Source organism: Pantoea rodasii (assembly GCF_002095465.1).
In the GTDB taxonomy this organism is placed as follows: domain Bacteria; phylum Pseudomonadota; class Gammaproteobacteria; order Enterobacterales; family Enterobacteriaceae; genus Pantoea; species Pantoea rodasii.
In genome coordinates, this window is record NZ_MLFP01000004.1 from 89,315 (window position 1) to 112,166 (window position 22,852).

Genomic DNA, 22,852 nt, shown 5'->3' on the forward strand with positions numbered 1-22,852 from the left:
TGCATTTTGCTGCGGAATCTGGCAGCGAAGTATCCGGCTTGACTGACTGCAATATTAGGCCGCTAAACTGTAGCGTGCGGCGCTATGCACTCCAAAAACGAGAAGGCCCGCACTGCGGGCCTTCAATTTTACTTCTTCTTCAGCATGGGCTTGAGGAAGCGTGCAGTGTGGGATTTTTCACACTCCGCCACGGTTTCTGGCGTGCCTGAAACCAGGATTTCGCCACCGCCGCTGCCGCCTTCCGGACCCAAATCGACAATCCAGTCTGCGGTTTTGATCACGTCGAGGTTGTGCTCAATCACCACGATGGTATTACCCTGGTCGCGCAACTGATGCAGCACCTCAAGCAACTGCTGGATATCCGCAAAGTGCAGGCCGGTGGTCGGCTCATCGAGAATGTAGAGCGTCTGGCCGGTGCCACGTTTTGACAGTTCACGTGCCAGCTTAACGCGCTGTGCTTCACCGCCTGACAACGTGGTCGCAGATTGACCGAGGCGAATATAGGATAGGCCCACATCAATCAGCGTTTGTAACTTACGCGCCAGCGCAGGCACGGCATCAAAGAACTCACGCGCTTCTTCGATAGTCATATCCAGCACTTCGTGAATGCCTTTGCCTTTGTATTTAATCTCCAGCGTTTCACGGTTATAGCGTTTGCCTTTGCACTGATCGCACGGCACATACACATCTGGTAAGAAGTGCATTTCGACTTTGATCACGCCATCGCCCTGACAGGCTTCGCAGCGTCCGCCACGCACGTTAAAGCTGAAGCGACCTGGATTGTACCCACGGGAACGCGACTCTGGCACACCCGCGAACAACTCGCGTACCGGCGTGAAAATACCGGTGTAAGTGGCCGGGTTGGAGCGCGGCGTACGGCCGATGGGGCTCTGGTCGATATCGATGACTTTATCGAAATGCTCCAGCCCCGCGATTTCGCGATAAGGCGCTACTTCGGTGGTGGTCGCGCCGTTCAGCTGGCGCTGCGCAATCGGGAACAGCGTATCGTTAATCAGCGTAGATTTACCTGAGCCGGAAACCCCGGTGATGCAGGTAAACAGGCCAACCGGAACCGTCAGCGTCACGTCTTTCAGGTTATTGCCGCGCGCGCCGGTGAGTTTCAGCACCTTCGCCGGATCGCCTTTCACACGCTGCTGTGGAATAGCGATTTCACGTTTGCCGCTCAGGTATTGCCCGGTCAGCGAGGCTTCGTTGGCCATAATGGCATGCACATCACCTTCGGCCACCACCTGGCCGCCGTGTACGCCCGCGCCAGGACCGATATCAATCACGTGGTCAGCGGCACGGATCGCATCTTCATCGTGCTCGACCACAATCACGGTGTTACCGAGATCGCGCAGATGAATCAACGTACCGAGCAGACGTTCGTTATCGCGCTGATGCAGACCAATCGAAGGTTCATCCAGCACATACATCACGCCGACCAAACCTGCACCAATCTGACTCGCCAGACGAATACGCTGTGCTTCACCGCCCGATAGAGTCTCCGCTGAACGCGACATCGACAGATAATTCAAACCGACGTTGACCAGGAAGCTCAGACGATCGCCGATCTCTTTCAGGATTTTTCGGCGATCTGCGCACGCTGTCCGCTGAGTTTGAGATTGCGGAAGAAGTCGGTGGCATGGCCGATGCTCATTTCTGAGATGGTCGGCAGGTTGGTATTTTCTACGAACACATGGCGCGCTTCACGGCGCAGGCGCGTACCTTCGCAGCTGGTGCAAGAGCGGTTGCTGATAAACTTCGCCAGCTCTTCGCGCACCGCATTGGATTCCGTCTCTTTATAACGGCGTTCCATGTTGTGCAGCACACCTTCAAACGGATGACGGCGTACCGAGGTGTCACCGCGATCGTTGATGTATTTAAATTCGATATTCTCTTTGCCGGAACCGTACAGAATCACTTCGCGTGCTTTGTCGCTCAGGCTGTTAAACGGCGCTTCGACATCGAATTCCAGATGCTCTGCCAGCGAGCGCAGCATCTGGAAGTAATAGAAGTTACGACGATCCCAGCCACGAATGGCACCGCCAGCCAGTGACAGTTCGGGGTTCTGCACCACGCGATCGGGATCGAAATATTGCTGCACGCCCAGACCATCACAGGTTGGGCACGCGCGGCCGGATTGTTAAATGAGAACAGGCGCGGTTCCAGTTCGCTCATGCTATAGCCGCAAATCGGGCAGGCAAAGTTAGCTGAGAACAGCAGCTCTTCAGCCGCGCTGTCATCCATATCCGCAACGATGGCGGTACCACCACTCAGCGCCAGCGTGGTTTCGAACGATTCGGCCAAACGTGTCGCCAGATCGTCGCGCACGCGGAAGCGGTCCACCACGACTTCAATGGTGTGCTTTTTCTGCAGTTCAAGCTTCGGTGGATCTGACAGGTCACAGACTTCGCCATCGATACGGGCGCGGATGTAACCTTGCGCTGCAAGATTTTCCAGCGTTTTGGTGTGTTCGCCTTTGCGATCTTTCACCACTGGCGCCAGTAACATCAAGCGCCGGCCTTCTTCCTGCGCCATCACCTGATCCACCATCTGGCTCACGGTCTGTGCCGCCAGCGGGACATCGTGATCGGGGCAGCGCGGCTCACCCACACGGGCAAACAGCAGACGCAGGTAGTCGTGGATTTCGGTAATAGTGCCGACCGTAGAGCGCGGGTTATGCGATGTGGATTTCTGCTCAATAGAGATGGCGGGCGAGAGACCTTCAATGTGGTCCACGTCCGGTTTCTCCATTAAGGAAAGAAACTGGCGCGCATAGGCCGAGAGCGATTCAACATAGCGACGCTGACCTTCCGCATACAGCGTGTCAAACGCCAGCGAAGACTTACCGGAACCCGACAGACCGGTGACCACAATCAGCTTATCGCGAGGGATGATCAGGTTGATATTCTTCAAATTATGGGTGCGAGCACCGCGGACTTCGATCTTATCCATTCACCTTTCCCGAATTGAACAACACTCGCCATGCCTTGCCAGCACGACCAGCAGAAACGCGTTAGTATGGCACAAAAAATAAACTGAATAAATATCCAGTGTTTTTGCTATTCTGGCTGCCGCAAAAAATTGGGAGCCCGCTCTGAAGTGGGCACCGTCAGTGTGACGTGATACAATTTTTGGCTTAGACTTTTAGCATCAACTCATCGGGAGACAGCAACATGGCCAGTCGTGGCGTAAATAAAGTGATTCTAGTCGGGAATCTGGGTCAGGATCCGGAAGTGCGCTACATGCCAAATGGTGGCGCGGTAGCCAACATTACGCTGGCCACGTCGGAAAGCTGGCGCGACAAGCAAACCGGTGAAAATAAAGAGATTACTGAATGGCACCGCGTTGTGCTGTTCGGCAAACTGGCTGAAGTGGCGGGCGAATACCTGCGTAAAGGCTCTCAGGTTTACATCGAAGGCCAGCTGCGCACCCGTAAATGGCAGGATCAGGGCGGCCAGGAAAAATACACCACCGAAGTGGTTGTTAACGTTGGTGGCACCATGCAGATGCTGGGTGGACGTCAGCAAGGCGCGAACGCAGGCGGTGCACCAATGGGCGGCCAGAGCAGTGGCGGCAATAACAACGGTTGGGGCCAGCCTCAGCAACCTCAGCAGCAGCCACAGGGCGGCGGCAACCAGTTCAGCGGCGGCGCACAACAGCGTCCGCAGCAGCAGAGCGCACCGGCGAACAACGAACCGCCAATGGACTTTGACGACGACATCCCGTTTTAAGTCAACGCGCACCCACAACTACTCGCTAAGGCCTCGTTTTACGGGGCTTTTTTGTATCTGACTCTCAGGTTTCTCAATCAATGTAAGGGATGCGTTCCCATCAAGGAGTGATAATGAAACAGCAACAGGCAGAAGCATTATTAAAAATCGCGCTGGCAAATGACCATGCCCAGTTTCATCGAGGACAGTGGGAAGCGATAGATGCACTGGTGAATCAGCAACAGAAATTATTGGTGGTGCAGCGGACTGGCTGGGGTAAAAGCTCCGTTTATTTCATCAGCGCCAAAATTTTTCGCGATCGTGGTATGGGTCCAACCATTATCGTTTCACCGCTGCTGGCACTGATGCGTAACCAAATCGAGTCGGCTCGTCGATTGGGTATTGTTGCTGAAACCCTTAACTCTTCGAATAGCAGCGACTGGCACTCGGTGACACAGCGCGTGCTGGATAATCAGGTCGATTGTTTACTCATCTCTCCAGAACGTCTCGCCAATGATCAGTTCATCGAAACCGTACTGCAGCCGATTGCCAACCGTATCGCGCTCATGGTGATTGACGAAGCACACTGTATCTCCGATTGGGGGCATGATTTTCGCCCCGATTATCGCCGTATCGTCAGCATCTTGCGGCAATTACCGGCTAATACGCCGGTACTTGGCACCACCGCGACCGCTAATAACCGCGTGGTGGCGGATATACAGCAACAGATGGGTGACATTGTGATTCAGCGCGGTGAACTGATCCGCAAGAGTTTGGCGCTACAAACGCTCATTTTGCCGAATCAGGCTTCACGTCTTGCCTGGCTGGCGCAAATTATCCCATCCCTGCCAGGAACCGGTATCGTCTACACGCTCACCGTGCGTGATGCCGAGCAGGTCGCGGCCTGGTTACGCAAGCAGCAAATTGATGCGCGAGCCTATCATGGCAGCGTTGAGGCCGCGGGTTTCGACAGCAGCAACGACTATCGTCAACATCTTGAGACCTTGCTGCTGACCAACCAATTGAAAGTTTTGGTGGCGACCACCGCATTGGGAATGGGATATGACAAACCTGATTTGAGTTTCGTGCTGCATTATCAGGCACCCGCTTCCATTGTTGCTTACTACCAACAGGTAGGGCGTGCGGGGCGTGGCATCGATCATGCGGTTGGGGTGTTAATGTCAGGCGGTGAAGATCGCGATATTCACCAATTCTTCCGGCAGTCTGCGTTTCCGGCAGAAACTCAGGTATATGATATTTTGCAGGTGCTGGAGGAGAGTGATGGGTTATCGATTCGTGATATTGAACAGCAAACCAATCTGCGCCAGGGGCAAATTGAAAAAGTGCTGAAATTGCTCAGCGTTGAAAATCCTGCGCCGGTGATTAAGGTCAAAAGCCAATGGCGGAGAACACCTGTTCCTTATCAGCTGGATCGCGAACGTATCGTGCACCTGACGCAGCAGCGTGAACAAGAGTGGCAGGAAGTGCAGCGTTATATTTCACAGCGCGGTTGCCTGATGACGTTTCTGCGATTATCACTGGATGACACAGACCCCGTATCCTGTGGTAAATGTGCATATTGCCTCGGTCGGCCTTTGATTGACCCGCAGGTGGATGCGACACTGGCACATCAGGCAGCGACTTTTCTACAGCGCGCCGAAACGGTAATTTCGCCCAAAATTCAGGTTGCTGCTCAGGCGTTTGAAGAATACGGTTTTCGCGGCAATTTACCTGCCACTCTGCGTGCGCAGGAAGGACGGGTGCTTTCGCGCTGGGGAGATGCTGGATGGGGATCTCGGGTGGTGGCCGAGAAAGCAGCCGGTCATTTCAGCGATGAACTTGTTACCGCCATAGCGGAAATGGTTGAACAGCGCTGGCAGCCCGTGCCTGCGCCACAGTGGGTTTGCTGCGTACCTTCGCTACGCCAGCCTCAGCTGGTGGCCGACTTTGCCCGCCGATTGGCACTGCGACTTGGTTTACCCTTTATAGATGCCCTGCAAAAAGTGAAAGATAACCCTCGGCAACGTCTGCAGAATAATCGCTTCCATCAATGTCGTAATCTGGATGGCGCGTTTTCCTCCAGCGCGGATCTGCCCGCCACGGCCGTATTACTGGTTGACGATATTATCGATTCAGGCTGGACGATGGCAGTGACGGCAGCCGTGCTTCAGCAAGCGGGAAGCGGCATTGTCTATCCAGTGGCACTGGCAACCTCAACGGTGAAAGAGTGATGAATTTATCTCCTGTTGCACAGGCAACGCTTTTGTTAACCAGCGACTTCTCGCGCCAGAGCGAGAATGAGGTGAAGCCACTCAGTAATGCTGAATGGGGACGATTCGCCCTGTGGTTGAAACAACAATCCGCTACACCCGCCGATCTACTCAACGCTGGTGCTGATGTCATGTTAGCTGATTGGGTTGATTCCCATATCACGCGTGAGCGAATAGAAACGCTGCTGAGCCGTGGACATAGCCTGGCGTTAGCGGTTGAACGTTGGCAGCGCGCGGGGCTCTGGGTGTTGACGCGTTCTGATGCTGAATACCCAAGACTGCTAAAGCAACAACTGCGCACCGACGCGCCACCGGTACTGTTCGGCTGTGGTGACATCACTTTATTTAATCAGCCAGGCCTTGCGGTGGTAGGGTCGAGGAATGCCAGCGAGCTGGATTTAACGTTCAGCCGACAGGTTGCGGCAAAAGTCGCCTCTACAGGGCTAAACCTGATTTCGGGGGGGCACGAGGTATTGATGAAGCCGCCATGCTGGGCGCGTTGCAGCACGACGGAGCCGTCGTGGGTGTTCTCAGTGACAGTTTGCTGACCGCTGCAACCAGCGCCAAATGGCGTAAAGGTCTCATGGCAGGAAAACTACTGCTGCTTTCGCCTTTCTATCCTGAAGCGAGCTTTACGGTGGGTAACGCCATGGCGCGCAATCGGTATATTTATTGTCTGGCGAGGAGTGCGTTAGTGGTACACGCGGGTCACAAGGGCGGTACGTTAGCCGGTGCGGAAGAGAATCTACGCAAAAATGGGTGCCGTTGTGGGTTAAGCCGACCGACGATATTCAGGCGAGCAACGCTGAGCTGGTTAAACAGGGGGGGCAATGGTGCGTTGCTGACCCTGATGACATTGATGTTGCGCAATGGATGACCGCTCCCTGCGAACAGCCCTATCAGCAGGATGATCTATTGAGCGCTGCAGGGCACACAATGCCTGAAAAGGCCGCGGTGGCTAACGTGGCTCAGGAACCAGAGGGAATCTGGCATCCGGCCGATTTTTACCTGATTTTTCAGGCGCAATTGCCGACTCTGGCCGCTATCCCATCACGATTGAAGATCTGGGCTCGCGAACCGGTCTGCATCAGATTCAGCTGACAGAATGGTTACAGCGCGCGGTGGATGAGGGGCAAATTGAGCAGCTGGCAGGGACAAACCGCTATCAATGGAAGCGTAAAATTTAGGTGCTGAACGCACCAATGATTGAAGCCGGAAAAATCTCTCCGGCTGAGTCACCTTAATGCGGTCGCCATTCCCGCAGCACGACCTCAGTATCACGCACGAACACCGGATTACCCGGCATGATCAAATCAGCCCAGATTTCATTGTGCTGATTGATTTGCTGTTGTACGGAGACGTAAGTCCTATCGGCCGTGGTATGCGCATCGGCGGCAACAGTGATGTGATAACCCAGGCTGGCGCCAACCTTGATGGTGGTATCCACGCAGTAATCGGTCGCGCAGCCGCAAATTACAAATTTTTCAATGCCATGCTGATCAAGCTGAGCCGCCAGGTCGGTTTGCCAGAAGCTGTCACAGGCGGTCTTATTAACGTAGATCGCGTTGGCAGGCTGATCTAATTCCGGCACGATTTGCCAGCCTTCGCTATTCACTTCAAGGCCTGGTCCAACGTGCTGGACAAAAATCACCTGATCGGCCGCTGCCGTGAGTTGATTGATGCGCGCACAACGCCCGTCACGATCGAAACGTGGCGTCGCCAGTACGCCATTTTGCATATCTACTATCACCACAACCCGATTTGCCATCATGTCCTCCTTTATAGGCAGATGGACAGTATTGCGGTGAAGCGTCGCGCAGGTAAAGCAAATCTGCTTTGCAATTCCGCTTGTCGCCGCGCATGCTGATTAACCTGTTTTAACGGAGGTGTGACGTGAAGGTGGTTCCGGAAATCTTTCCTGATAAGTGCGATCAAGCGCAGTTTCAGCATTTCGCTGAACTGCCCGGTATCGAGCTTTATCAGGCGCACATCTCGCGTTATGCCTTTGAACCGCATACTCATGAAGCCTTCGGCATCGGCACCATTGAATCGGGTGCACAGCGCTTTCGTTATCGCGGCACGCACTACACGGCACCACAGCATTCTCTGGTGATGATGAATCCTGATGAATTGCACACCGGGGAATCGGCCTGTGATGAGGGCTGGCGTTATCGCATGATCTATATTGATCCGCATGAGATGGAGCGCCTGACCGGCGATCGTCACTGGTGGTTTAGTGAGGCGTTGCGCACAGATGTCCGTCTGGCACAGCCCTTTTCCCTGCGACTGGCACAGATGTGGCAGGCCACCAGCGCGCTTGAACGCGAGGGGCTGCTGCTGGAAATGTTGGAACAGTTACGCCCGCTGGCGCATCAGGGAAAATCCCGACCAGAAGAGGGTGCCCACCGTTTCGATGCGGTTAAAGCCTATCTGCGTGAAAACCTGGCGGAGCCGGTTCGCCTCGATGAGCTGGCCGCCCTGGCGTCTTTGTCGCCGTGGCATTTTCTCCGCAGTTTCAAACAGCACTTCCATGCCACGCCACATCAGATGCTGATGGCCTTTCGCCTGTTCGAAGCCAAGCAACGTTTAGGGATGGGAGAAAGCGCGGCTTCGGTAGCGGCTGCCGTTGGATTGACCGATCAGGCACACCTTACGCGGGCGTTTGCCCATCGCTATGGCATCACGCCAGGGCGCTATCAAAAGCAAGTTTTCCCCTCACGTTAACCGCAATCTGCTACAAGCCTTTATTATCCGGTTACGCCACACTGCGGCGTAAAGGACATAAAGGATAAGAATATGTTTGCTGGAATTGTGTTTGCACTTGCCGCAGGACTGATGTGGGGACTGATTTTTGTGGGTCCATTGTTGATTCCGGACTATCCGGGCACCCTACAATCGGCCGGACGTTATGTGGCTTTTGGGCTGGTGGTGTTGCCGGTGGCATGGCTGGATCGCCGCCGTCTCAAGCAGCTGGCGCGTAAAGATTGGCTGGAGGCGCTGAAACTGTCGCTGGTGGGCAATCTGCTGTACTACGCCTTCCTCGCCAGTGCGATCCAGCGGACCGGCGCACCGATTTCCACCATGATTATCGGCACGCTACCGGTGGTGATCACCGTGACGGCCAACCTTTGTTACGGTCATCTTGAAGGGCGCTTATCCTGGCGGAAACTTTGCCCGGCGTTACTGATTATTGTCGCCGGACTGGCGTGCGTAAATGCTGCCGAGTTGCAGATGCAGGGCCCCGCGTTTGACTGGTCGCGCTATCTCACGGGTTTGGTGCTGGCGGTATTGGCCGTGGCATGCTGGACATGGTATCCGTTGCGCAATGGTATCTGGCTGCGTGCCCATCCGCAGCATAAAGCCGGGAGCTGGGCAACGGCGCAGGGATTGGTGACCTTGCCGCTGGCGTTGGTGTTCTATCTTTTAGTGTGTGGCCAACTTTATTGGCAACAGCCTGCCTTCGCACTGCCGTTGGGGCCGCAGCCCACGCGTTTTCTGATGTTAATGTTAGGGATCGGCCTGATTTGCTCATGGCTCGGCACGCTGTGCTGGAATGCGGCCAGCCAGCGCGTGCCTACCGTGATCATGGGACCGCTGATTGTGTTCGAAACGCTGGCCGGTTTGCTTTGGACTTTCCTCTGGCGACATAGCTGGCCGCCGATGTTGACTGGCATCGGCATAGGCTGCCTGATCGTGGGGGTAATCTATGCCATGCGCATCAAACCGCAGCCGCAGGTGAGTGCCCTTTAACATTTTACGAGGCTGCTGAGTAAGATGCTCCGCAGCCCTTTCTCTAGTGTTTTTAAGAATTTGCCCCATCCCTTTTGCCCGACCTGCTGCTGCTTTTACCCTCAATCACCGATGCGATATAACTTTACCTCTCTTTAACCTGCCTGTTTTTAGCCCACTTTGTCATAACCCGCACCGCATTCAGGTCACGATTCTGCACACTGAATTGCCAGCAGAAGGGATAAAAAGCCTCAGTAGCCTGTGAAACGTACACTTTTCACGCCTTAAAACTGTTTTCTATCTGCATTTTTATTGCGATTTGGCACTGAAAAAACCTGTCACAGGCCACGTTTTTCTCAAGGTGCCGCTCCGCCGTTAAGAAACATCCGTTGAAACGACGGTAAAAAATGATTAAACACAGAGATGAATTGCCGGGGTATATTTCCCTTTAGTTGCCATTTTTTACTGTTATTGTTTAGCTATGATAACGTATTCGATCCGGACGAATCCTGGTGCTGTTGTCAGGATATAGGGCTAGCAAAATGGCGCACCCCGATCGTTACCCTAAGTGATAGGTCCAATTAAAAACAGAGTAGGTGTGTGAGCGGTTACATCGCGTTGTTCATGAATGCTTAACAGATTTATCTGCATTCAGGGCTGAGTATTAATATTGGTAAAGTAATAAACGAAGCACCAATCTCACCGTAATGAGATTGGACTCCGTCTAAAAGGCTTGAATAGCGAGACTTTTGCTGATGCGAATCAATTTTACCGCAAAAAAGGAAGCAATTCCGCGATGATATTCATCAGGAAAAAATGGTTCGAATTGTTATGTTACGAAAGCCGAATTAAGTGATCTTCATCTCTTCTGGTAAGAACAAATCTCAGCATTAAGTCAAATAACAACGGTCTTAATGGTGTTAGTGATTATCAGAACCTGAAGGATAGTGGTAAACGCTGCGACTAATATCCAGCAAGCGGCAGCTGCGACGCGTTCCAATGTCGAAGGTGGTTTGCAGGAAGTTAACGGCCTGACGCTTCTCATTCGTGGTAAAGAAGTTTTTCAGTACGCTTTGCAGCATCTCTTTATCGGAACTCAATGACTGCAGTTCGCGCGTAAGGTTGAGTAGTTGATCCTCCAGGTCTTTGATTTTACGTCCTTCTTCGGAAGATAGCCCAGAAAACTTTTTCTTCCAGCTATAGAAGGTGGCTTCAGAAATGCCAAGCTCCTCACAAATCTCCCTGACCTTCACTCCTGTTTCAGAAGCTTTAATGGCATTTGTGATTTGCTCTTCGCTATATCGTGACTTTCTCATAAATGCTCTTACCTTTCTTATCAATTAGTGGATGAGAATTACTGTATTAATATCTGGTACTGCAAAAAGAGTATTAATGCAGTATTAAAGTGCGCGATTAGAATTGCGAGGGTTAAATTAAGTTATTTAGAATAAATATCATCATGGGATAAATCTTATTTTATTCTGAATGCCATTGAACGCCTTCCTGGTATTGGGTTTTTGATATAGATTCACTCCATCCCAAATGCAGAAAAATACTACAATCATTGGAAATACGGCATAACCTGTTTGTGAAAATCACAGGGTGTGCCAGTAAACGTTTGCTTAGAATTTAAGCTGAAATCGTTTACATCCGCAGAGTTTCGCGCCAGGTTTAATCGGAATTATCCTGAATTCATTTAAATAATCCTGACGCTAGTCTCTTTTTTCGGACCAGTTTGGTTTGAAGTTATTAATTTAAGTCAGGCCCACTGAGCGCTTGTTAATTCATTTCAAGGACGTTGTACCGAAAGGCAGTTGCTGTAAGTAATACTAAGGATCAGTCAATGAAATTGAGCGTAATGTCTAATGCCGCCTGGATGATGTCTGAGAAGATCGTCTCGGTGTTCGGCGTCATATTTGTGACCTCCTACGTGGCTAAGTCGTTTGGCCCGACCATATTCGGCCAAATGGCGTTTTCAACCTCGTTGTTTTCGATGGTGCAAACCGTTGCGATTTTCGGCACCGAAACCATCCTGTTCAAACGCATCAGCAAGAGCGCACCGAAAGGGCTGCGGCTGATGACGGTGGCCCGCACGATGCGATTGGTCCTGTTGCTGCTTACCTCCATCCCGGTGTTGATATGGGTGTGGTACAACATGCAGGAAAACTTCCTCGCGTTTGCCCTGGCCTCGTTTATTTCCTCAGTGTTTGTCACTCAGGACACGTTCAGCGTGTACAACAACGCACGCCTGGCGTCCCGGCTGAATACCGTGGCTAACTCGGTCGGCCTGCTGCTGGGCTTTACCCTGAGTTTTCTCATCGCCTGGCTGCACCTCAATCCGCTGTGGCTCACGCTGTCGATTGTGGCGGTCACGCTGGTGCCGTACATCATCAAACGTTTTAATTTTTACCGCGAAAATCAGGACATCGCGCCGCCGCAGGAGAAGCGCAATACCTATCTGCGCTATCTGATGTATGCCGGTTTGCCGTTGGCTATCTCCAGCATTTTTATTTCGGTGCAAGTCAAAGCGGCTCAGATGTTCCTGGCGGGGATTGCCTCAGCACGTGACCTTGGCCTGTTTGCTGCCGCCAATACCATTTCGGCCTCCTGGATATTTATCCCGGTTGCCATTATCACTTCCTGCTTTTCGGAAATCTTTCGGGAGCGCGGAGCAGCCGCCATTAAGCTCACTGCGCGGCTGAATGGCTATGTTATGGGTGTTTCATTGTTGTTGTTAGCGGTGATCGCGCTGTATGGCGAGCAAATCATCATCGCTTTGTATGGTCACGAGTACACACAGTCAGGAAGTCTCATTACGTTACTGTCGTTAGCAACCTGCTTTTCGGCAATGGGGACCGTAGCGTATCGCTACATGGTGAAAGAGGGCGGATTTAACTATCTGCTGAAGAAGATCATTTGCCTGATGGTCATCAGCTTGCCGCTGTCGTGGTGGCTGATCCAGGGCTACGGCATCATGGGTGCCGCCTGGAGCGTCTTCATCTCTGAACTCCTGTCCCTCACCGTAATGAATTACTTCTTCAATAACGGCGTCATTCAGAAGATTCAAGTTTCCTCACTCAACTACAAAACCTACAAATGAGGTCCGATATGCTCAAGTTGAAAGATGAACTCAGAAGAAGTGTCCAGTACTTCATCAAGAAGATGCCCTGGGCTTACCAGGACCGTATCTATTACTTTCACAAGTTTCGTAAGCTGCCGAATCTGCGTCAGCCGAAAGTGTTCAATGAGAAAGTGCTGTACCGCAAATTCGTGTTTGGCGACTACCAGATTTATGGGCGTCTGTCGGATAAATACTCGGTGCGTGAATACATCGCCGAGAAAGTGGGCAGTGAATACCTGATCCCATTGGTGTACGAAACCAGCGATCCACACTCGCTGCACACGTTGCCGAGCTGGAAGAACACGGTGATCAAGCCGAATCACGCTTCCAACATGGTGGAGATTCTGCTGGAAGAGCCGGATGCGCTGAGAAAGCAGAAAATCATCAGCGACTGCCATCGCTGGTTGAAAACGGACTTCGCCAATGAAGCGCGCGAGATTCACTATCGCTACATTAAGCCGCGCATTTTGGTTGAGCAGTACATTGGTGATGGCAAAACGGCTCCGATCGATTACAAGTTTCATATGTTCAACAAGCGCGACGGCAGCTTTGAATATGTGCTGCAGGTGATCTACAACCGATGTAACCCCTTACTGTCGATGAATTTCTATGTAAACAACCTCAATGAGGCGTATCACAAGATCCGCGATACCGGGCTGGATGTGTCGCCCATTATGGCGCAACTGCAGCACGCATTAGCGCTGAGTAAAACGCTGGCAAGTGATTTCGATTACGTGCGCGTTGACTGGTACATCGATGGCGAGCGGATTTACTTCGGTGAGTTGACGTTTACGCCGGGTGCCGGATTGGTCACTGGATTGGATCGTGGATTAAACCAGATGATGGGTGATATGTGGATTCAAGATCGCCGCGGTACGCAGAGACCGGGCGTCACGGTGCCGGAAGTCGCACTTCCCGCCGTACTGAAGAAAATTTGAGAATCACACAGCAAAATAAAAAACCCCGCTAAGCGGGGTTTTTTATTGGCAGCGATTAAGGCATTGGCCAATCAGCAGGCGTCTGGCTCATCACTTCAATAAAGGCGTTTTTCGAGATTTCCATGAAGTTGTGCAGATTTTCCATGCTCAGGGTAATCCCCAGCAGGCCAGTAACGAACCAGCAGGACATGCCAACCCCAATGCCACCGAACATCAGCGCCATCACGTGATGACTGTTCTGACGCAGTTTAATTTTCATGGTGCTGGCGAAGAACATCATTACGGCGCTGAGCAGTTCCCAACGCATGACGATCAAACTGGTGGTTAACGTAGCCATCTGCAAAAACCTCTTCAAATCAGTAATATCCCTGACATTCATTGGACATCACTGGCGGCAACGATGAAGAGTCAGGGAGGCCCTTCTGGCCGTCTTACACGAGGGTAAATCTGTGACTTGGGTCACATTATATCACTCGATTTGAAAGTTTGAACAAAATTTATACCTGGTATGGTAGAAAGATTTTTATCGAAGAGGGGAGGTCATGCAGATGTCAGGAGGAGGTGCGCCCGCGAAGGGCGCGCAGAAAGTTACTGAACCGGGCAGCACTCGCCGGTGGTGCGCTGGGCAAAACTGTTGATGTTTTCACTGCAATCAAAATTCAGCAGGCGCGGGCGCTGAATCATTGCCTGACGGCGCATGGTGTGGCGATAGGCGGTCGGCGTTTGTGAAAACTGACGACGGAACACGCGCGAGAAGGTTTGCTGCGAGTCGTAGCCATATTGCATCGCGATATCAAATACCGGGCGCTGCGTCTGGCATAGCGCTTCGGCTGCGAGGGTCAAGCGGCGCTCACGGATATAGCCACCCAGCGTTTGTTTCGTCACGGTACGGAACATACGCTGCAGGTGCCATTTTGAGTAACCTGATTTTGCCGCCACTTCATCGATCGACAGGGCCTTATCCAGATTTTCATCGATCCAGTGAGTCAGCGAATGAATGATTTCCTGTTGCATCATAGCGTCATCCTTCTGAAGGTTTTTATCGGGTTTGAATTCGAAGTTTTGTTTGGGTGCGAGTATAATTCCTCAAGTTAACTTGAGGTAAAGGCCCTAAATGAAAAAAGAACGCAATTACCCAAAGCCGGTGCTGACCCCCGGTGAAGTGGCCAAACGTAGCGGGGTAGCCGTCTCCGCGCTGCACTTCTATGAAACCAAAGGATTAATCTTCAGCTCACGCAATGGCGGAAACCAGCGGCGTTACAGTCGTGATGTGCTGCGACGCGTGGCGATTATTAAAATTGCGCAGCGAATCGGCATTCCGCTGGCCACGGTGAGCGACAGTTTGATGCATGTTCCGGCCAACAAACGCATGTCGACGCAGGAGTGGGATGCGCTGACGCAGCACTGGCGCGAAGAGCTGGATAAACGCATTGAAACGCTGACGCGCTTGCGCAATGACCTGGACGGATGTATCGGCTGCGGTTGCTTGTCGATGCGCGATTGCCCGCTGCGCAACCCGGGAGACCGTTTGGCGCAGCAAGGGTCCGGTGCGGTGTTACTCGATCCAGAGCAAGACGAGCACAAAGGTTAATCCGCTATACTTGGCGGGAAACTTTGACCGGCAAGGAAAACCGCATGATTACCGTTCACCATCTGGAAAATTCCCGTTCGCACCGTGTGTTATGGCTGCTGGAAGAGCTGTCGGTGCCTTATCAAATCAAGCGTTATCAGCGCGAGAACACGCTGCTGGCACCAGATGCCTTAAAGAAGGTTCATCCGCTGGGTAAGTCGCCGGTGATCACTGATGGCAATCGGGTGATCGCTGAGTCCGGCGCGATTCTGGAATACCTGCAGCATAAATATGACAGCGAGCATTTGTTGGCTATCACGGATGAGGATGAGCAGATTCAGGCGCGCTACTGGCTGCATTACGCCGAAGGATCGCTGATGCCGCTGTTGGTGATGAAGCTGGTGTTTGGGCAGCTCGGGAAAAAGCCGGTGCCATGGATTTTACGTCCGGCAGGCGTGGCATTGAGCAAAGGGATTCAGAAGGCCTGGCTGAACAAGCAGTTGAAGCTGCATGGTGGCGTGATTGAGCAGCATCTTAGCCAGCATCGTTTTTTTGCCGGTTCGCGTTTTAGCATCGCCGATGTACAGATGAGCTTCCCGCTGCTGGCGTTGCAAGGGCGGGGATCGCTGAAAGAGATGCCGGCCACTGCCCGCTGGTTAGAAACCATGCAGCAGCGCGCCGCCTGGCAACGCGCGATTGAGCAGGGCGGGGCGATAACGTTTAGTTAGTCGCTTAGGGTTCGGTGCTGTGGGTTGGTCGCGGTGGGCTAGTCGCTGTGAGTTGGGTGCCATGCCCAACAAAGGCCCGCCCGATCGCAAAGGAATAACGCATCCATGCAGATCGGCCGCGCCTTCCATGGCGCGGACGCTTTGCTCTTCGGGCGGGCCTTTGTTGGGCCTCAAGTTGGTCATCGCTTCAAGTCGTAGCAACCTCATACCTTTGGTGCAGTTGGTCAGGGAAAAATAGGTGATAAATAAAAATATCGATATTTTCCAGCCAGTTCCGCCTTCCAAAAATTTGCGCCTGACAGTGTAACCACATGGTTAACCCGCGCCAGTCTGCGCTTTATCCTGCCTGATGATCGATTAGTAGTTGAAAACCCCATAGCAAACGCCAGATAATCGTTTGCCTTTTTCCGTGTCCCCCATTTACGACCTGGAATACGCGGCCACGTAAACGTTTGCCTCTTTTCTCTTTGAGAAGCCCTCACCAGGATGATGCGCAAACCCGGGCCGTGCGGCTTCGATCATTTTAAAAACGCAGAGGATTGACTATGTCTGGCGAATTACGCCCGGCCAGTGGAAAACTGGATGCCTGGTTCAACATTTCAGCGCGCGGCAGCAGCGTGCGTCAGGAAGTGCTGGCGGGTCTGACTACCTTTTTAGCGATGGTGTACTCCGTCATCGTGGTACCTGGCATGCTCGGTAAAGCCGGCTTCTCGCCGACTGCTGTGTTTGTTGCCACCTGCCTGGTCGCCAGTTTTGGTTCGATCATCATGGGCTTGTGGGCCAACCTGCCGATGGCGATTGGCTGTGCAATCTCGCTCACGGCCTTCACTGCGTTTAGCCTGGTGCTTGGCCAACACATCAGCGTACCTGTCGCCCTTGGCGCGGTCTTCCTGATGGGGCTGCTGTTCACCCTGATTTCCGTCACCGGCATCCGTGCGTGGATTCTGCGTAATCTACCGATGGGCGTAGCACATGGCACAGGTGTCGGTATTGGCCTGTTCCTGCTGCTGATTGCTGCGGACGGTATCGGTTTGGTGGTGAAGAACCCAGCACCGGGCTTGCCGGTGGCTCTGGGTCACTTCATGTCGTTCCCGGTGATCATGGCGCTGATAGGTCTGGCGGCGATTTTTGGTCTGGAAAAACGTCGTGTGCCAGGCGGCATTTTGCTGACCATCGTGGCGATTTCAGTATTGGGACTGATTTTTGACCCGGCGGTGACTTATCAGGGGCTGTTTGCTATGCCGAGCCTGAAGGATGCAAATGGTCAGTCGGCGATGTTTAGCCTCGATATCATGGGCGCGCTGCAACCGGTGGTGCTGCCCAGCGTATTGGCGCTGGTGATGACCGCGGTATTTGATGCCACCGGCACCATTCGTGCAGTGGCGGGCCAGGCGAATCTGCTGGATAAAGACGGTCAGATCATTAACGGTGGCCGCGCGTTGACCACCGATTCTGTCAGCAGCCTGTTTGCCGGGCTGGTGGGTGCTTCGCCTGCGGCGGTGTATATCGAATCTGCCGCCGGAACGGCGGCGGGCGGTAAAACCGGTTTGACAGCGATTGTTGTCGGCCTGCTGTTCCTGCTGATTCTGTTTATGTCTCCGCTGGCTTATCTGGTGCCGGCCTACGCAACTGCGCCGGCATTGATGTACGTTGGCTTGCTGATGTTGAGCAACGTGGCGAAGATCGATTTCAATGATTTTGTCGATGCGATGTCGGGTTTGGTCACCGCCGTGTTTATCGTGCTGACCTGCAACATTGTCACCGGCATTATGCTGGGTTTCGGCTCACTGGTGATTGGCCGCGTGTTTGCGGGTGAATGGCGCAAGCTGAACGTTGGCACGGTGGTGATTGCTGTTGCGCTGGTGGCCTTCTACGCCGGTGGCTGGGCCATCTAACTTCTGAACGCGCTTATTTCCAGATAACTCTCTTTCTGGTCCACGCCGCACGCAGGGTTGCCCCTTTGTGCGGCGTTTTGTTTTACACTTTCCAGCGCAACAACATCGCTTTAATGAAATTGATTCGCCTAAGGAAAGCATGGAAATCTTCTTTACTATTCTCATCATGACGCTGGTGGTGTCCCTCTCCGGTGTGGCGGCGCGCATTTTGCCGTTCCAAATTCCCCTGCCGTTGGTGCAAATTGCCGCCGGTGCCTTGTTAGCCGTGCCGAGCTTTGGCCTGCATGTGGATTTCGATCCTGAACTGTTCCTCGTGCTGTTCATCCCGCCGCTGCTGTTTGCCGATGGCTGGAAAACGCCGATCAACGAATTCCTGCACCACGGACGCGAAATCATCGGTCTGGCGCTGGTGCTGGTATTAATTACCGTGGTCGGCATCGGTTATCTGATTTACTGGCTGGTGCCGGGCATTCCGTTGATCCCTGCCTTCGCGCTGGCGGCGGTGCTGTCACCCACCGATGCCGTGGCGCTATCCGGCATTGTCGGTGAAGGCCGCATCCCGAAAAAAATTATGTCGATCGTGCAGGGTGAAGCCCTGATGAACGACGCATCCGGCCTGGTGTCCCTGAAGTTTGCGGTTGCGGTCGCGATGGGCACCATGGTGTTTACCTGGGGCGGCGCCAGCGTTGAGTTCCTCAAAGTGGCGATCGGCGGTTTGATCGCCGGTGTCGCGGTGTGCTGGCTGTATGGTCGTTCATTGCGTCTGCTCAGCCGCTGGAGCGGTGATGACCCGGCCACGCAAACCGTGCTGCTGTTGCTGTTGCCGTTTGCCTCTTACCTGATTGCTGAACACCTTGGCGTGTCGGGCATCCTTGCGGCAGTGGCAGCCGGGATGACGATTACCCGTTCTGGCATCATCCGTCAGGCTCCGTTGGCGATGCGTCTGCGCGCCAATAGCGTCTGGCAGATGCTGGAGTTCGTGTTTAACGGCATGGTGTTCCTGATGCTCGGCCTGCAGTTGCCGGACATCCTGGAAACCTCGGTAACACAGGCTAACGCCGATCCTAACGTTGAGCTGTGGATGCTGTTTACCGATGTCGCGCTGGTGTATGGCGCATTGATGATCGTGCGTTTCGGCTGGCTGTGGATCATGCAACGCGCCAGCTTACGTTTTCTCAAGAAGAAGCCGCTGGAGTTCTCTAACTACTCATTCCGTGAGTTGCTCATCGCCTCCTTTGCCGGTGTGCGTGGTGCGATTACGCTGGCCGGTGTGCTGTCGATTCCGCTGTTCCTCAGCAATGGCGAGCCGTTCCCGGCGCGCTATGAGCTGGTGTTTATCGCCACCGGCGTGATTCTGTTTTCGCTGTTTGTTGGCGTAATCCTGCTGCCGATGCTGCTGCGCGGCATGGAAAGCACCGATAAGTCGGGACACCGTCGTGAAATCCAGCATGCGCGTGCGGCAATGGCCAATGTCGCCATTGAGAGCCTGCATAAGATGGAGCAGCGACTGGAAAGCGATACTGAAGAGAACATCGATCCGGAATTGCTGAAAGAGGTCAGCTTGCGGGTGATTGGCAACCTGCGTCGCCGTGTGGTGGGCAAAGACGAGGTGGATCAGGCGTTATTTGCCGAAAACCTGGAGCGTCGTTTCCGCCTGAATGCGCTGCGTGCTGAGCGCGCCGAGGTTTACCATCTGCGCGCGACGCAGGAGATCTCCAACGAGACGATGCAAAAGCTGCTGCGCGACCTCGATCTGCTGGAAGCACTGCTGATAGAGAAAGAGGAATAAACCAGACGGCCTACTTGAGCGCGGGCCAGAGCACCTCTGCAGCTGCCGGTCCGTCCTCGCGCCGCTGACGCGGTGCCTTCGGCTTCCACGTCGTGCCTACGGATCGTTCGGGTAAGGCCGTCCTGGCCAACCCGAACTGCCAGTCGCATCCCTGCGCCTGGCTCCTGGCCCAACGTAAAAGCCTCAGCGCTGCGGATAGCCCTTGCAGCAGCAGAGGCGCTCTGGCCTCCACTATCGTGCCCTTTTTAACAACCCGCACTGATGCGCGCCTGGCAAAATTAGCTCATCGCTACACCGACAACCGTGGCGGCGCGTCCGGCCAATGCTCGCGGCAGCAATCGATCCATGCCTGCGCACTGCGCGACAAATAGCTCCCCTCGCGCCAGATCAATCCCAAACTCCACTGCAACTCCGATTCCAGCGGCAGCCACAGCAGCGACTGCTTATCCAGCCGCTGGCAAATCGGCTCGGGTAAAATCGCCAGCCCCATTTCAGCCTGCACCATCGCCGCCAGGAAATCCCACTGCGCGCTGCGCACGGCAATTTCCGGCGTAAGCCCCTGACGCTGAAATGCCTTCATTAACTGTCTATTGAGTGAGAACTCTTCATTAAGAATCAGCAACGGATGAGCCGCCAGCTCCTTCAAACCGAGGCTGCTGCGATTCAGCCATTGCGCGTTGCGTGGCAGCAGCACGCACAACGGATGGCGCATCAGTTCCAGCGTGTTAAGCGGCAAATCGGCATCGACCGGCAGCGCGGTGAGGGCGATATCCAGTCCGCCGCTCAGCACCGCCTGCTGCACCGTTAAGCCGCCGGATTCGACAATCTTCAACTGCACGCCCGGATAACGGCGGCGAAACGCCGAGATCGAACCGGCGATCTGCATCCCGACCATCGGAGGAATGCCCAGCCGCAGTTCACCGGTTTTTAATTCATTGATATCGCCGATCTGCGCTTCCAGCTGATGAAACTCCTGAAGAATCGCCAGTCCGCGCTGATACACCGCCTGGCCGCTATCGGTAAGATGCAGTTTTCGTCCCTCGCGCAACAGCAACGTACAGCCAAGTTCCTCCTCCAGCTGACGCAGCATTTTACTGATGGTCGGTTGCGTGACGTACAGCTTCTCGGCGGCGCGGGTGAAGCTTTGCTGGCGCACCACTTCGGTGAAATAGCGCAGGGCGCGGACATCCATAAAGCATTCCTTTTTGGCATAGTTTGAATGATTTTAATTCATTTCTTTCACGGTTTGCTCGGGATTTATACTGAAGCCCACATTCAATACCGGGGAGAGAGGAAAATGGCGTTGGCATTAAGTCCGCGTAGAACGGATATCCTGCAACGTGTGTTCGTGCCGTTACAGCTGGTGCTGTATATCGGCCTATTTATCGCCAGCGATAAACTGGTGAGCTGGCTGCATCTGCCATTGCCCGCCAATGTGGTTGGGATGGTGCTGCTGCTGTTGCTGATCATGACGCGCGTAGTACCGCTGCGTTGGGTTAAAGCCGGTGCCAACTGGCTGCTGGCGGAAATGCTGCTGTTCTTTATTCCTGCGGTGGTGGCGGTGGTCAACTACAGCGATTTGCTGCGCAGTGAGGGCTGGCGCATCTGCGTGGTGATTGCGGTCAGTACTTTGTTAGTGCTGGCGGCGACCTCGCTGGTGGTGGATCGCCTGTATCGTTTTGAACTGGCACGTGCCGCCCGTAAGCAGGCGCATCATGGCTGATTTCATCATTAGCCTGCTGTGTCTGGCGCTGACGCTGCTGGTGTATTTCTTCAATAAACGGCTCTATCGCCGCAAACAGACATTACTGCTGATGCCGCTGGTGTTGACGCCAGTGGTGCTGGTGGCGCTGCTCCTGCTGACACACGTCAGCTGGAAAGATTACATCGCAGAAAGCCACTGGCTGATCTGGCTGCTGGGCCCGGCAACGCTGGCGTTTGCCGTGCCGGTGTATGAGAACCTGGAGATCATTAAGCGTCACTGGTTATCGCTGAGTGTCGGCGTATTAACGGCAACGCTGGTGGCAGTGTGCAGTTCCGTCTGGCTGGCGCGGCTGTTAATGCTGCCTGAAACCATCCAGCGCAGCCTCGCGGTGCGCTCGATTACCACGCCGTTTGCACTGGCGGCCGCATTACCAATTGGCGGCCAGCCGGATTTGGTGGCGCTGTTTGTGGTGATCACCGGGGTGTTTGGCATGGCGGTGGGCGATGTGCTGTTTCTGCGTATCGCCATCAAACAGGGCGTGGCGAAAGGTGCTGGTTTTGGTGCCGCGTCACACGGTGCGGGCACCGCACGCGCTTATCAATTAGGTCAGCAAGAGGGCGTGGTATCGAGCCTGGTGATGATGCTGTCGGGCGTGGTGACGGTGATTCTGGCTCCGCTGTTGGGCCACCTGCTGTGGGCGGCTTAATCAGCCGCTTTGCGCACTGTCATCGATTTTTACGTAAAGCTTTCCAAATAAAGTTGTCTCCTGCTCTCAGGCTGTTACCCTTTGCGCCGACTTATTTGTCCTTCATGGAGTGGAATCATATGTTTAAGCAACTTGTTACTGGAAGCGTATTGGGTCTGGCACTGCTGAGCAGCGGCGCACAGGCGATTGAGGGCAGTGTTGACGTGGGTGAGCATAGCACCAACCTGAACCTTGGCCTCGGCACAACTTCTCCTGGCCTGTTCCTGAAAGGCAACTGGCTGCGCAGCGATCACGATGGCAGCACCTACGGTCTGGGCGCGGGTTACAACATCGACCTGGGTGATTTCCGCATTGCTCCTACCGCTAAAGCACTGTTCACCCATCCGGAAGATGGTCGTGATGGCTTCACCGTTGCTGTAGGTGCCGGTGCACAGTACAACTTCAACAGCATGTGGGGCCTGTACGGCGAGTACTACTATGCGCCAGAAGCGTTCTCCGATCGTCTGGATAGCTATACCGAAGCGTCTGGTGGTCTGAGCTTCACCCCGATTTCACTGCTGAACCTGCGTGTGGGTTACCAGTACATCGAGCTGAACAACAAAGGCGACCGCAAAGACAACGTGCTGGTCGATGGCCCGTACGTGGGCGCGTCACTGCGTTTCTAATGATGGCACCCGATGCATCT

18 protein-coding genes and 2 pseudogenes are annotated in these 22,852 nt (G+C 53.9%); 14 read left to right on the forward strand and 6 right to left on the reverse strand.

The window, feature by feature from the left end:
- Nucleotides 1-128 precede the first annotated feature (128 nt).
- Nucleotides 129-2,958 (reverse strand): annotated as a pseudogene (uvrA, locus tag HA45_RS06920) (excinuclease ABC subunit UvrA).
- Between the two features lie 221 nt (nucleotides 2,959-3,179).
- On the opposite strand from uvrA, the gene ssb1 reads away from it, so the two are divergent.
- From ssb1 to HA45_RS06935, 3 genes and pseudogenes are all read left to right on the forward strand, one after another.
- Nucleotides 3,180-3,737 (forward strand): single-stranded DNA-binding protein SSB1, encoded by a 558-nt coding sequence (gene ssb1, locus HA45_RS06925; RefSeq protein WP_100704292.1) that lies wholly within the window; start codon nucleotides 3,180-3,182, stop codon nucleotides 3,735-3,737.
- A 113-nt stretch (nucleotides 3,738-3,850) separates the two neighbouring features.
- Nucleotides 3,851-5,947 carry a RecQ family ATP-dependent DNA helicase gene (locus tag HA45_RS06930; RefSeq protein WP_100704293.1) on the forward strand — a complete coding sequence of 699 codons (2,097 nt, stop codon included), beginning with the start codon at nucleotides 3,851-3,853 and terminating at the stop codon, nucleotides 5,945-5,947.
- Nucleotides 5,947-7,173, forward strand: a pseudogene (locus HA45_RS06935) (DNA-processing protein DprA). Before HA45_RS06930 ends, HA45_RS06935 begins: the two are co-directional and overlap by 1 nt.
- 53 nt (nucleotides 7,174-7,226) lie before the next feature.
- Here HA45_RS06935 and HA45_RS06940 read toward each other — a convergent pair.
- Nucleotides 7,227-7,754, reverse strand: a complete 528-nt coding sequence (locus tag HA45_RS06940) for an isochorismatase family protein (RefSeq protein ID WP_100704295.1) — start codon at nucleotides 7,752-7,754, stop codon at nucleotides 7,227-7,229.
- Nucleotides 7,755-7,879: 125 nt separating this feature from the next.
- On the opposite strand from HA45_RS06940, the gene HA45_RS06945 reads away from it, so the two are divergent.
- Together HA45_RS06945 and HA45_RS06950 are read left to right on the forward strand one after the other, a co-directional pair.
- A complete protein-coding gene (locus HA45_RS06945; protein WP_100704296.1) occupies nucleotides 7,880-8,710 on the forward strand; it encodes an AraC family transcriptional regulator in 831 nt (276 codons plus the stop codon).
- Nucleotides 8,711-8,782: 72 nt separating this feature from the next.
- Nucleotides 8,783-9,736, forward strand: coding sequence for a DMT family transporter (locus tag HA45_RS06950; protein ID WP_100704297.1), 954 nt, complete (start codon nucleotides 8,783-8,785; stop codon nucleotides 9,734-9,736).
- 899 nt (nucleotides 9,737-10,635) lie between these two features.
- Here HA45_RS06950 and HA45_RS06955 read toward each other — a convergent pair.
- Nucleotides 10,636-11,031 carry a transposase gene (locus tag HA45_RS06955; protein WP_100704298.1) on the reverse strand — a complete coding sequence of 132 codons (396 nt, stop codon included), beginning with the start codon at nucleotides 11,029-11,031 and terminating at the stop codon, nucleotides 10,636-10,638.
- A 527-nt stretch (nucleotides 11,032-11,558) separates the two neighbouring features.
- Between HA45_RS06955 and HA45_RS06960 the strand changes: the two genes are divergently transcribed.
- Together HA45_RS06960 and HA45_RS06965 are read left to right on the forward strand one after the other, a co-directional pair.
- On the forward strand, nucleotides 11,559-12,815 hold the full coding sequence (locus HA45_RS06960; protein WP_100704299.1) for an oligosaccharide flippase family protein: 1,257 nt from the start codon (nucleotides 11,559-11,561) through the stop codon (nucleotides 12,813-12,815).
- Between the two features lie 8 nt (nucleotides 12,816-12,823).
- A complete protein-coding gene (locus HA45_RS06965; RefSeq protein ID WP_100704300.1) occupies nucleotides 12,824-13,774 on the forward strand; it encodes an ATP-grasp fold amidoligase family protein in 951 nt (316 codons plus the stop codon).
- A 55-nt stretch (nucleotides 13,775-13,829) separates the two neighbouring features.
- Here the strand turns inward: HA45_RS06965 and HA45_RS06970 are convergent, their stop codons facing one another.
- Complete coding sequence (locus HA45_RS06970) at nucleotides 13,830-14,111, reverse strand: YjcB family protein (RefSeq protein ID WP_100704301.1); 282 nt, start codon at nucleotides 14,109-14,111, stop codon at nucleotides 13,830-13,832.
- A gap of 251 nt (nucleotides 14,112-14,362) precedes the next feature.
- Complete coding sequence (gene soxS / locus HA45_RS06975; RefSeq protein WP_100704302.1) at nucleotides 14,363-14,791, reverse strand: superoxide response transcriptional regulator SoxS; 429 nt, start codon at nucleotides 14,789-14,791, stop codon at nucleotides 14,363-14,365.
- A 97-nt stretch (nucleotides 14,792-14,888) separates the two neighbouring features.
- Between soxS and soxR the strand changes: the two genes are divergently transcribed.
- The 4 genes from soxR (at nucleotide 14,889) to HA45_RS06995 (ending at nucleotide 19,756) form a co-directional block, all read left to right on the forward strand.
- Nucleotides 14,889-15,365, forward strand: a complete 477-nt coding sequence (gene soxR / locus HA45_RS06980; RefSeq protein WP_034826898.1) for a redox-sensitive transcriptional activator SoxR — start codon at nucleotides 14,889-14,891, stop codon at nucleotides 15,363-15,365.
- 44 nt (nucleotides 15,366-15,409) lie between these two features.
- Nucleotides 15,410-16,072: a glutathione S-transferase family protein gene (locus HA45_RS06985; RefSeq protein ID WP_100704303.1), complete on the forward strand. Its 663-nt coding sequence runs from the start codon at nucleotides 15,410-15,412 to the stop codon at nucleotides 16,070-16,072.
- A 545-nt stretch (nucleotides 16,073-16,617) separates the two neighbouring features.
- Nucleotides 16,618-17,967, forward strand: a complete 1,350-nt coding sequence (locus HA45_RS06990) for an NCS2 family permease (RefSeq protein ID WP_100704304.1) — start codon at nucleotides 16,618-16,620, stop codon at nucleotides 17,965-17,967.
- A gap of 139 nt (nucleotides 17,968-18,106) precedes the next feature.
- Nucleotides 18,107-19,756 (forward strand): Na+/H+ antiporter, encoded by a 1,650-nt coding sequence (locus HA45_RS06995; RefSeq protein WP_100704305.1) that lies wholly within the window; start codon nucleotides 18,107-18,109, stop codon nucleotides 19,754-19,756.
- 289 nt (nucleotides 19,757-20,045) lie between these two features.
- On the opposite strand, the gene HA45_RS07000 is transcribed toward HA45_RS06995, so the two are convergent.
- Nucleotides 20,046-20,948, reverse strand: coding sequence for a LysR family transcriptional regulator (locus HA45_RS07000; RefSeq protein ID WP_100704307.1), 903 nt, complete (start codon nucleotides 20,946-20,948; stop codon nucleotides 20,046-20,048).
- 105 nt (nucleotides 20,949-21,053) lie between these two features.
- Between HA45_RS07000 and HA45_RS07005 the strand changes: the two genes are divergently transcribed.
- The 3 genes from HA45_RS07005 (at nucleotide 21,054) to HA45_RS07015 (ending at nucleotide 22,832) form a co-directional block, all read left to right on the forward strand.
- Nucleotides 21,054-21,479 (forward strand): CidA/LrgA family protein, encoded by a 426-nt coding sequence (locus HA45_RS07005; protein WP_100704308.1) that lies wholly within the window; start codon nucleotides 21,054-21,056, stop codon nucleotides 21,477-21,479.
- The gene (locus tag HA45_RS07010; protein WP_100704309.1) at nucleotides 21,472-22,167 is read left to right on the forward strand and encodes an LrgB family protein; all 696 of its coding nucleotides are present in this window, start codon (nucleotides 21,472-21,474) and stop codon (nucleotides 22,165-22,167) included. Before HA45_RS07005 ends, HA45_RS07010 begins: the two co-directional genes overlap by 8 nt.
- Before the next feature lie 119 nt (nucleotides 22,168-22,286).
- The gene (locus HA45_RS07015; protein WP_100704310.1) at nucleotides 22,287-22,832 is read left to right on the forward strand and encodes a YfaZ family outer membrane protein; all 546 of its coding nucleotides are present in this window, start codon (nucleotides 22,287-22,289) and stop codon (nucleotides 22,830-22,832) included.
- Nucleotides 22,833-22,852: the final 20 nt, after the last annotated feature.

Bases quoted from the DNA above. Each gene is read 5' to 3' on its own strand.
- HA45_RS07015 (WP_100704310.1), top strand. From the start codon at position 22,287: ATGTTTAAGCAACTTGTTACTGGAAGCGTATTGGGTCTGGCACTGCTG.
- HA45_RS06960 (WP_100704299.1), top strand. From the start codon at position 11,559: ATGAAATTGAGCGTAATGTCTAATGCCGCCTGGATGATGTCTGAGAAG.
- soxS (WP_100704302.1), bottom strand. From the start codon at position 14,791: ATGATGCAACAGGAAATCATTCATTCGCTGACTCACTGGATCGATGAA.
- HA45_RS06970 (WP_100704301.1), bottom strand. From the start codon at position 14,111: ATGGCTACGTTAACCACCAGTTTGATCGTCATGCGTTGGGAACTGCTC.
- soxR (WP_034826898.1), top strand. From the start codon at position 14,889: ATGAAAAAAGAACGCAATTACCCAAAGCCGGTGCTGACCCCCGGTGAA.
- ssb1 (WP_100704292.1), top strand. From the start codon at position 3,180: ATGGCCAGTCGTGGCGTAAATAAAGTGATTCTAGTCGGGAATCTGGGT.
- HA45_RS06990 (WP_100704304.1), top strand. From the start codon at position 16,618: ATGTCTGGCGAATTACGCCCGGCCAGTGGAAAACTGGATGCCTGGTTC.
- HA45_RS07000 (WP_100704307.1), bottom strand. From the start codon at position 20,948: ATGGATGTCCGCGCCCTGCGCTATTTCACCGAAGTGGTGCGCCAGCAA.
- HA45_RS07010 (WP_100704309.1), top strand. From the start codon at position 21,472: ATGGCTGATTTCATCATTAGCCTGCTGTGTCTGGCGCTGACGCTGCTG.
- HA45_RS06930 (WP_100704293.1), top strand. From the start codon at position 3,851: ATGAAACAGCAACAGGCAGAAGCATTATTAAAAATCGCGCTGGCAAAT.
- HA45_RS06985 (WP_100704303.1), top strand. From the start codon at position 15,410: ATGATTACCGTTCACCATCTGGAAAATTCCCGTTCGCACCGTGTGTTA.
- HA45_RS06950 (WP_100704297.1), top strand. From the start codon at position 8,783: ATGTTTGCTGGAATTGTGTTTGCACTTGCCGCAGGACTGATGTGGGGA.
- HA45_RS06940 (WP_100704295.1), bottom strand. From the start codon at position 7,754: ATGGCAAATCGGGTTGTGGTGATAGTAGATATGCAAAATGGCGTACTG.
- HA45_RS07005 (WP_100704308.1), top strand. From the start codon at position 21,054: ATGGCGTTGGCATTAAGTCCGCGTAGAACGGATATCCTGCAACGTGTG.
- HA45_RS06995 (WP_100704305.1), top strand. From the start codon at position 18,107: ATGGAAATCTTCTTTACTATTCTCATCATGACGCTGGTGGTGTCCCTC.
- HA45_RS06965 (WP_100704300.1), top strand. From the start codon at position 12,824: ATGCTCAAGTTGAAAGATGAACTCAGAAGAAGTGTCCAGTACTTCATC.
- HA45_RS06955 (WP_100704298.1), bottom strand. From the start codon at position 11,031: ATGAGAAAGTCACGATATAGCGAAGAGCAAATCACAAATGCCATTAAA.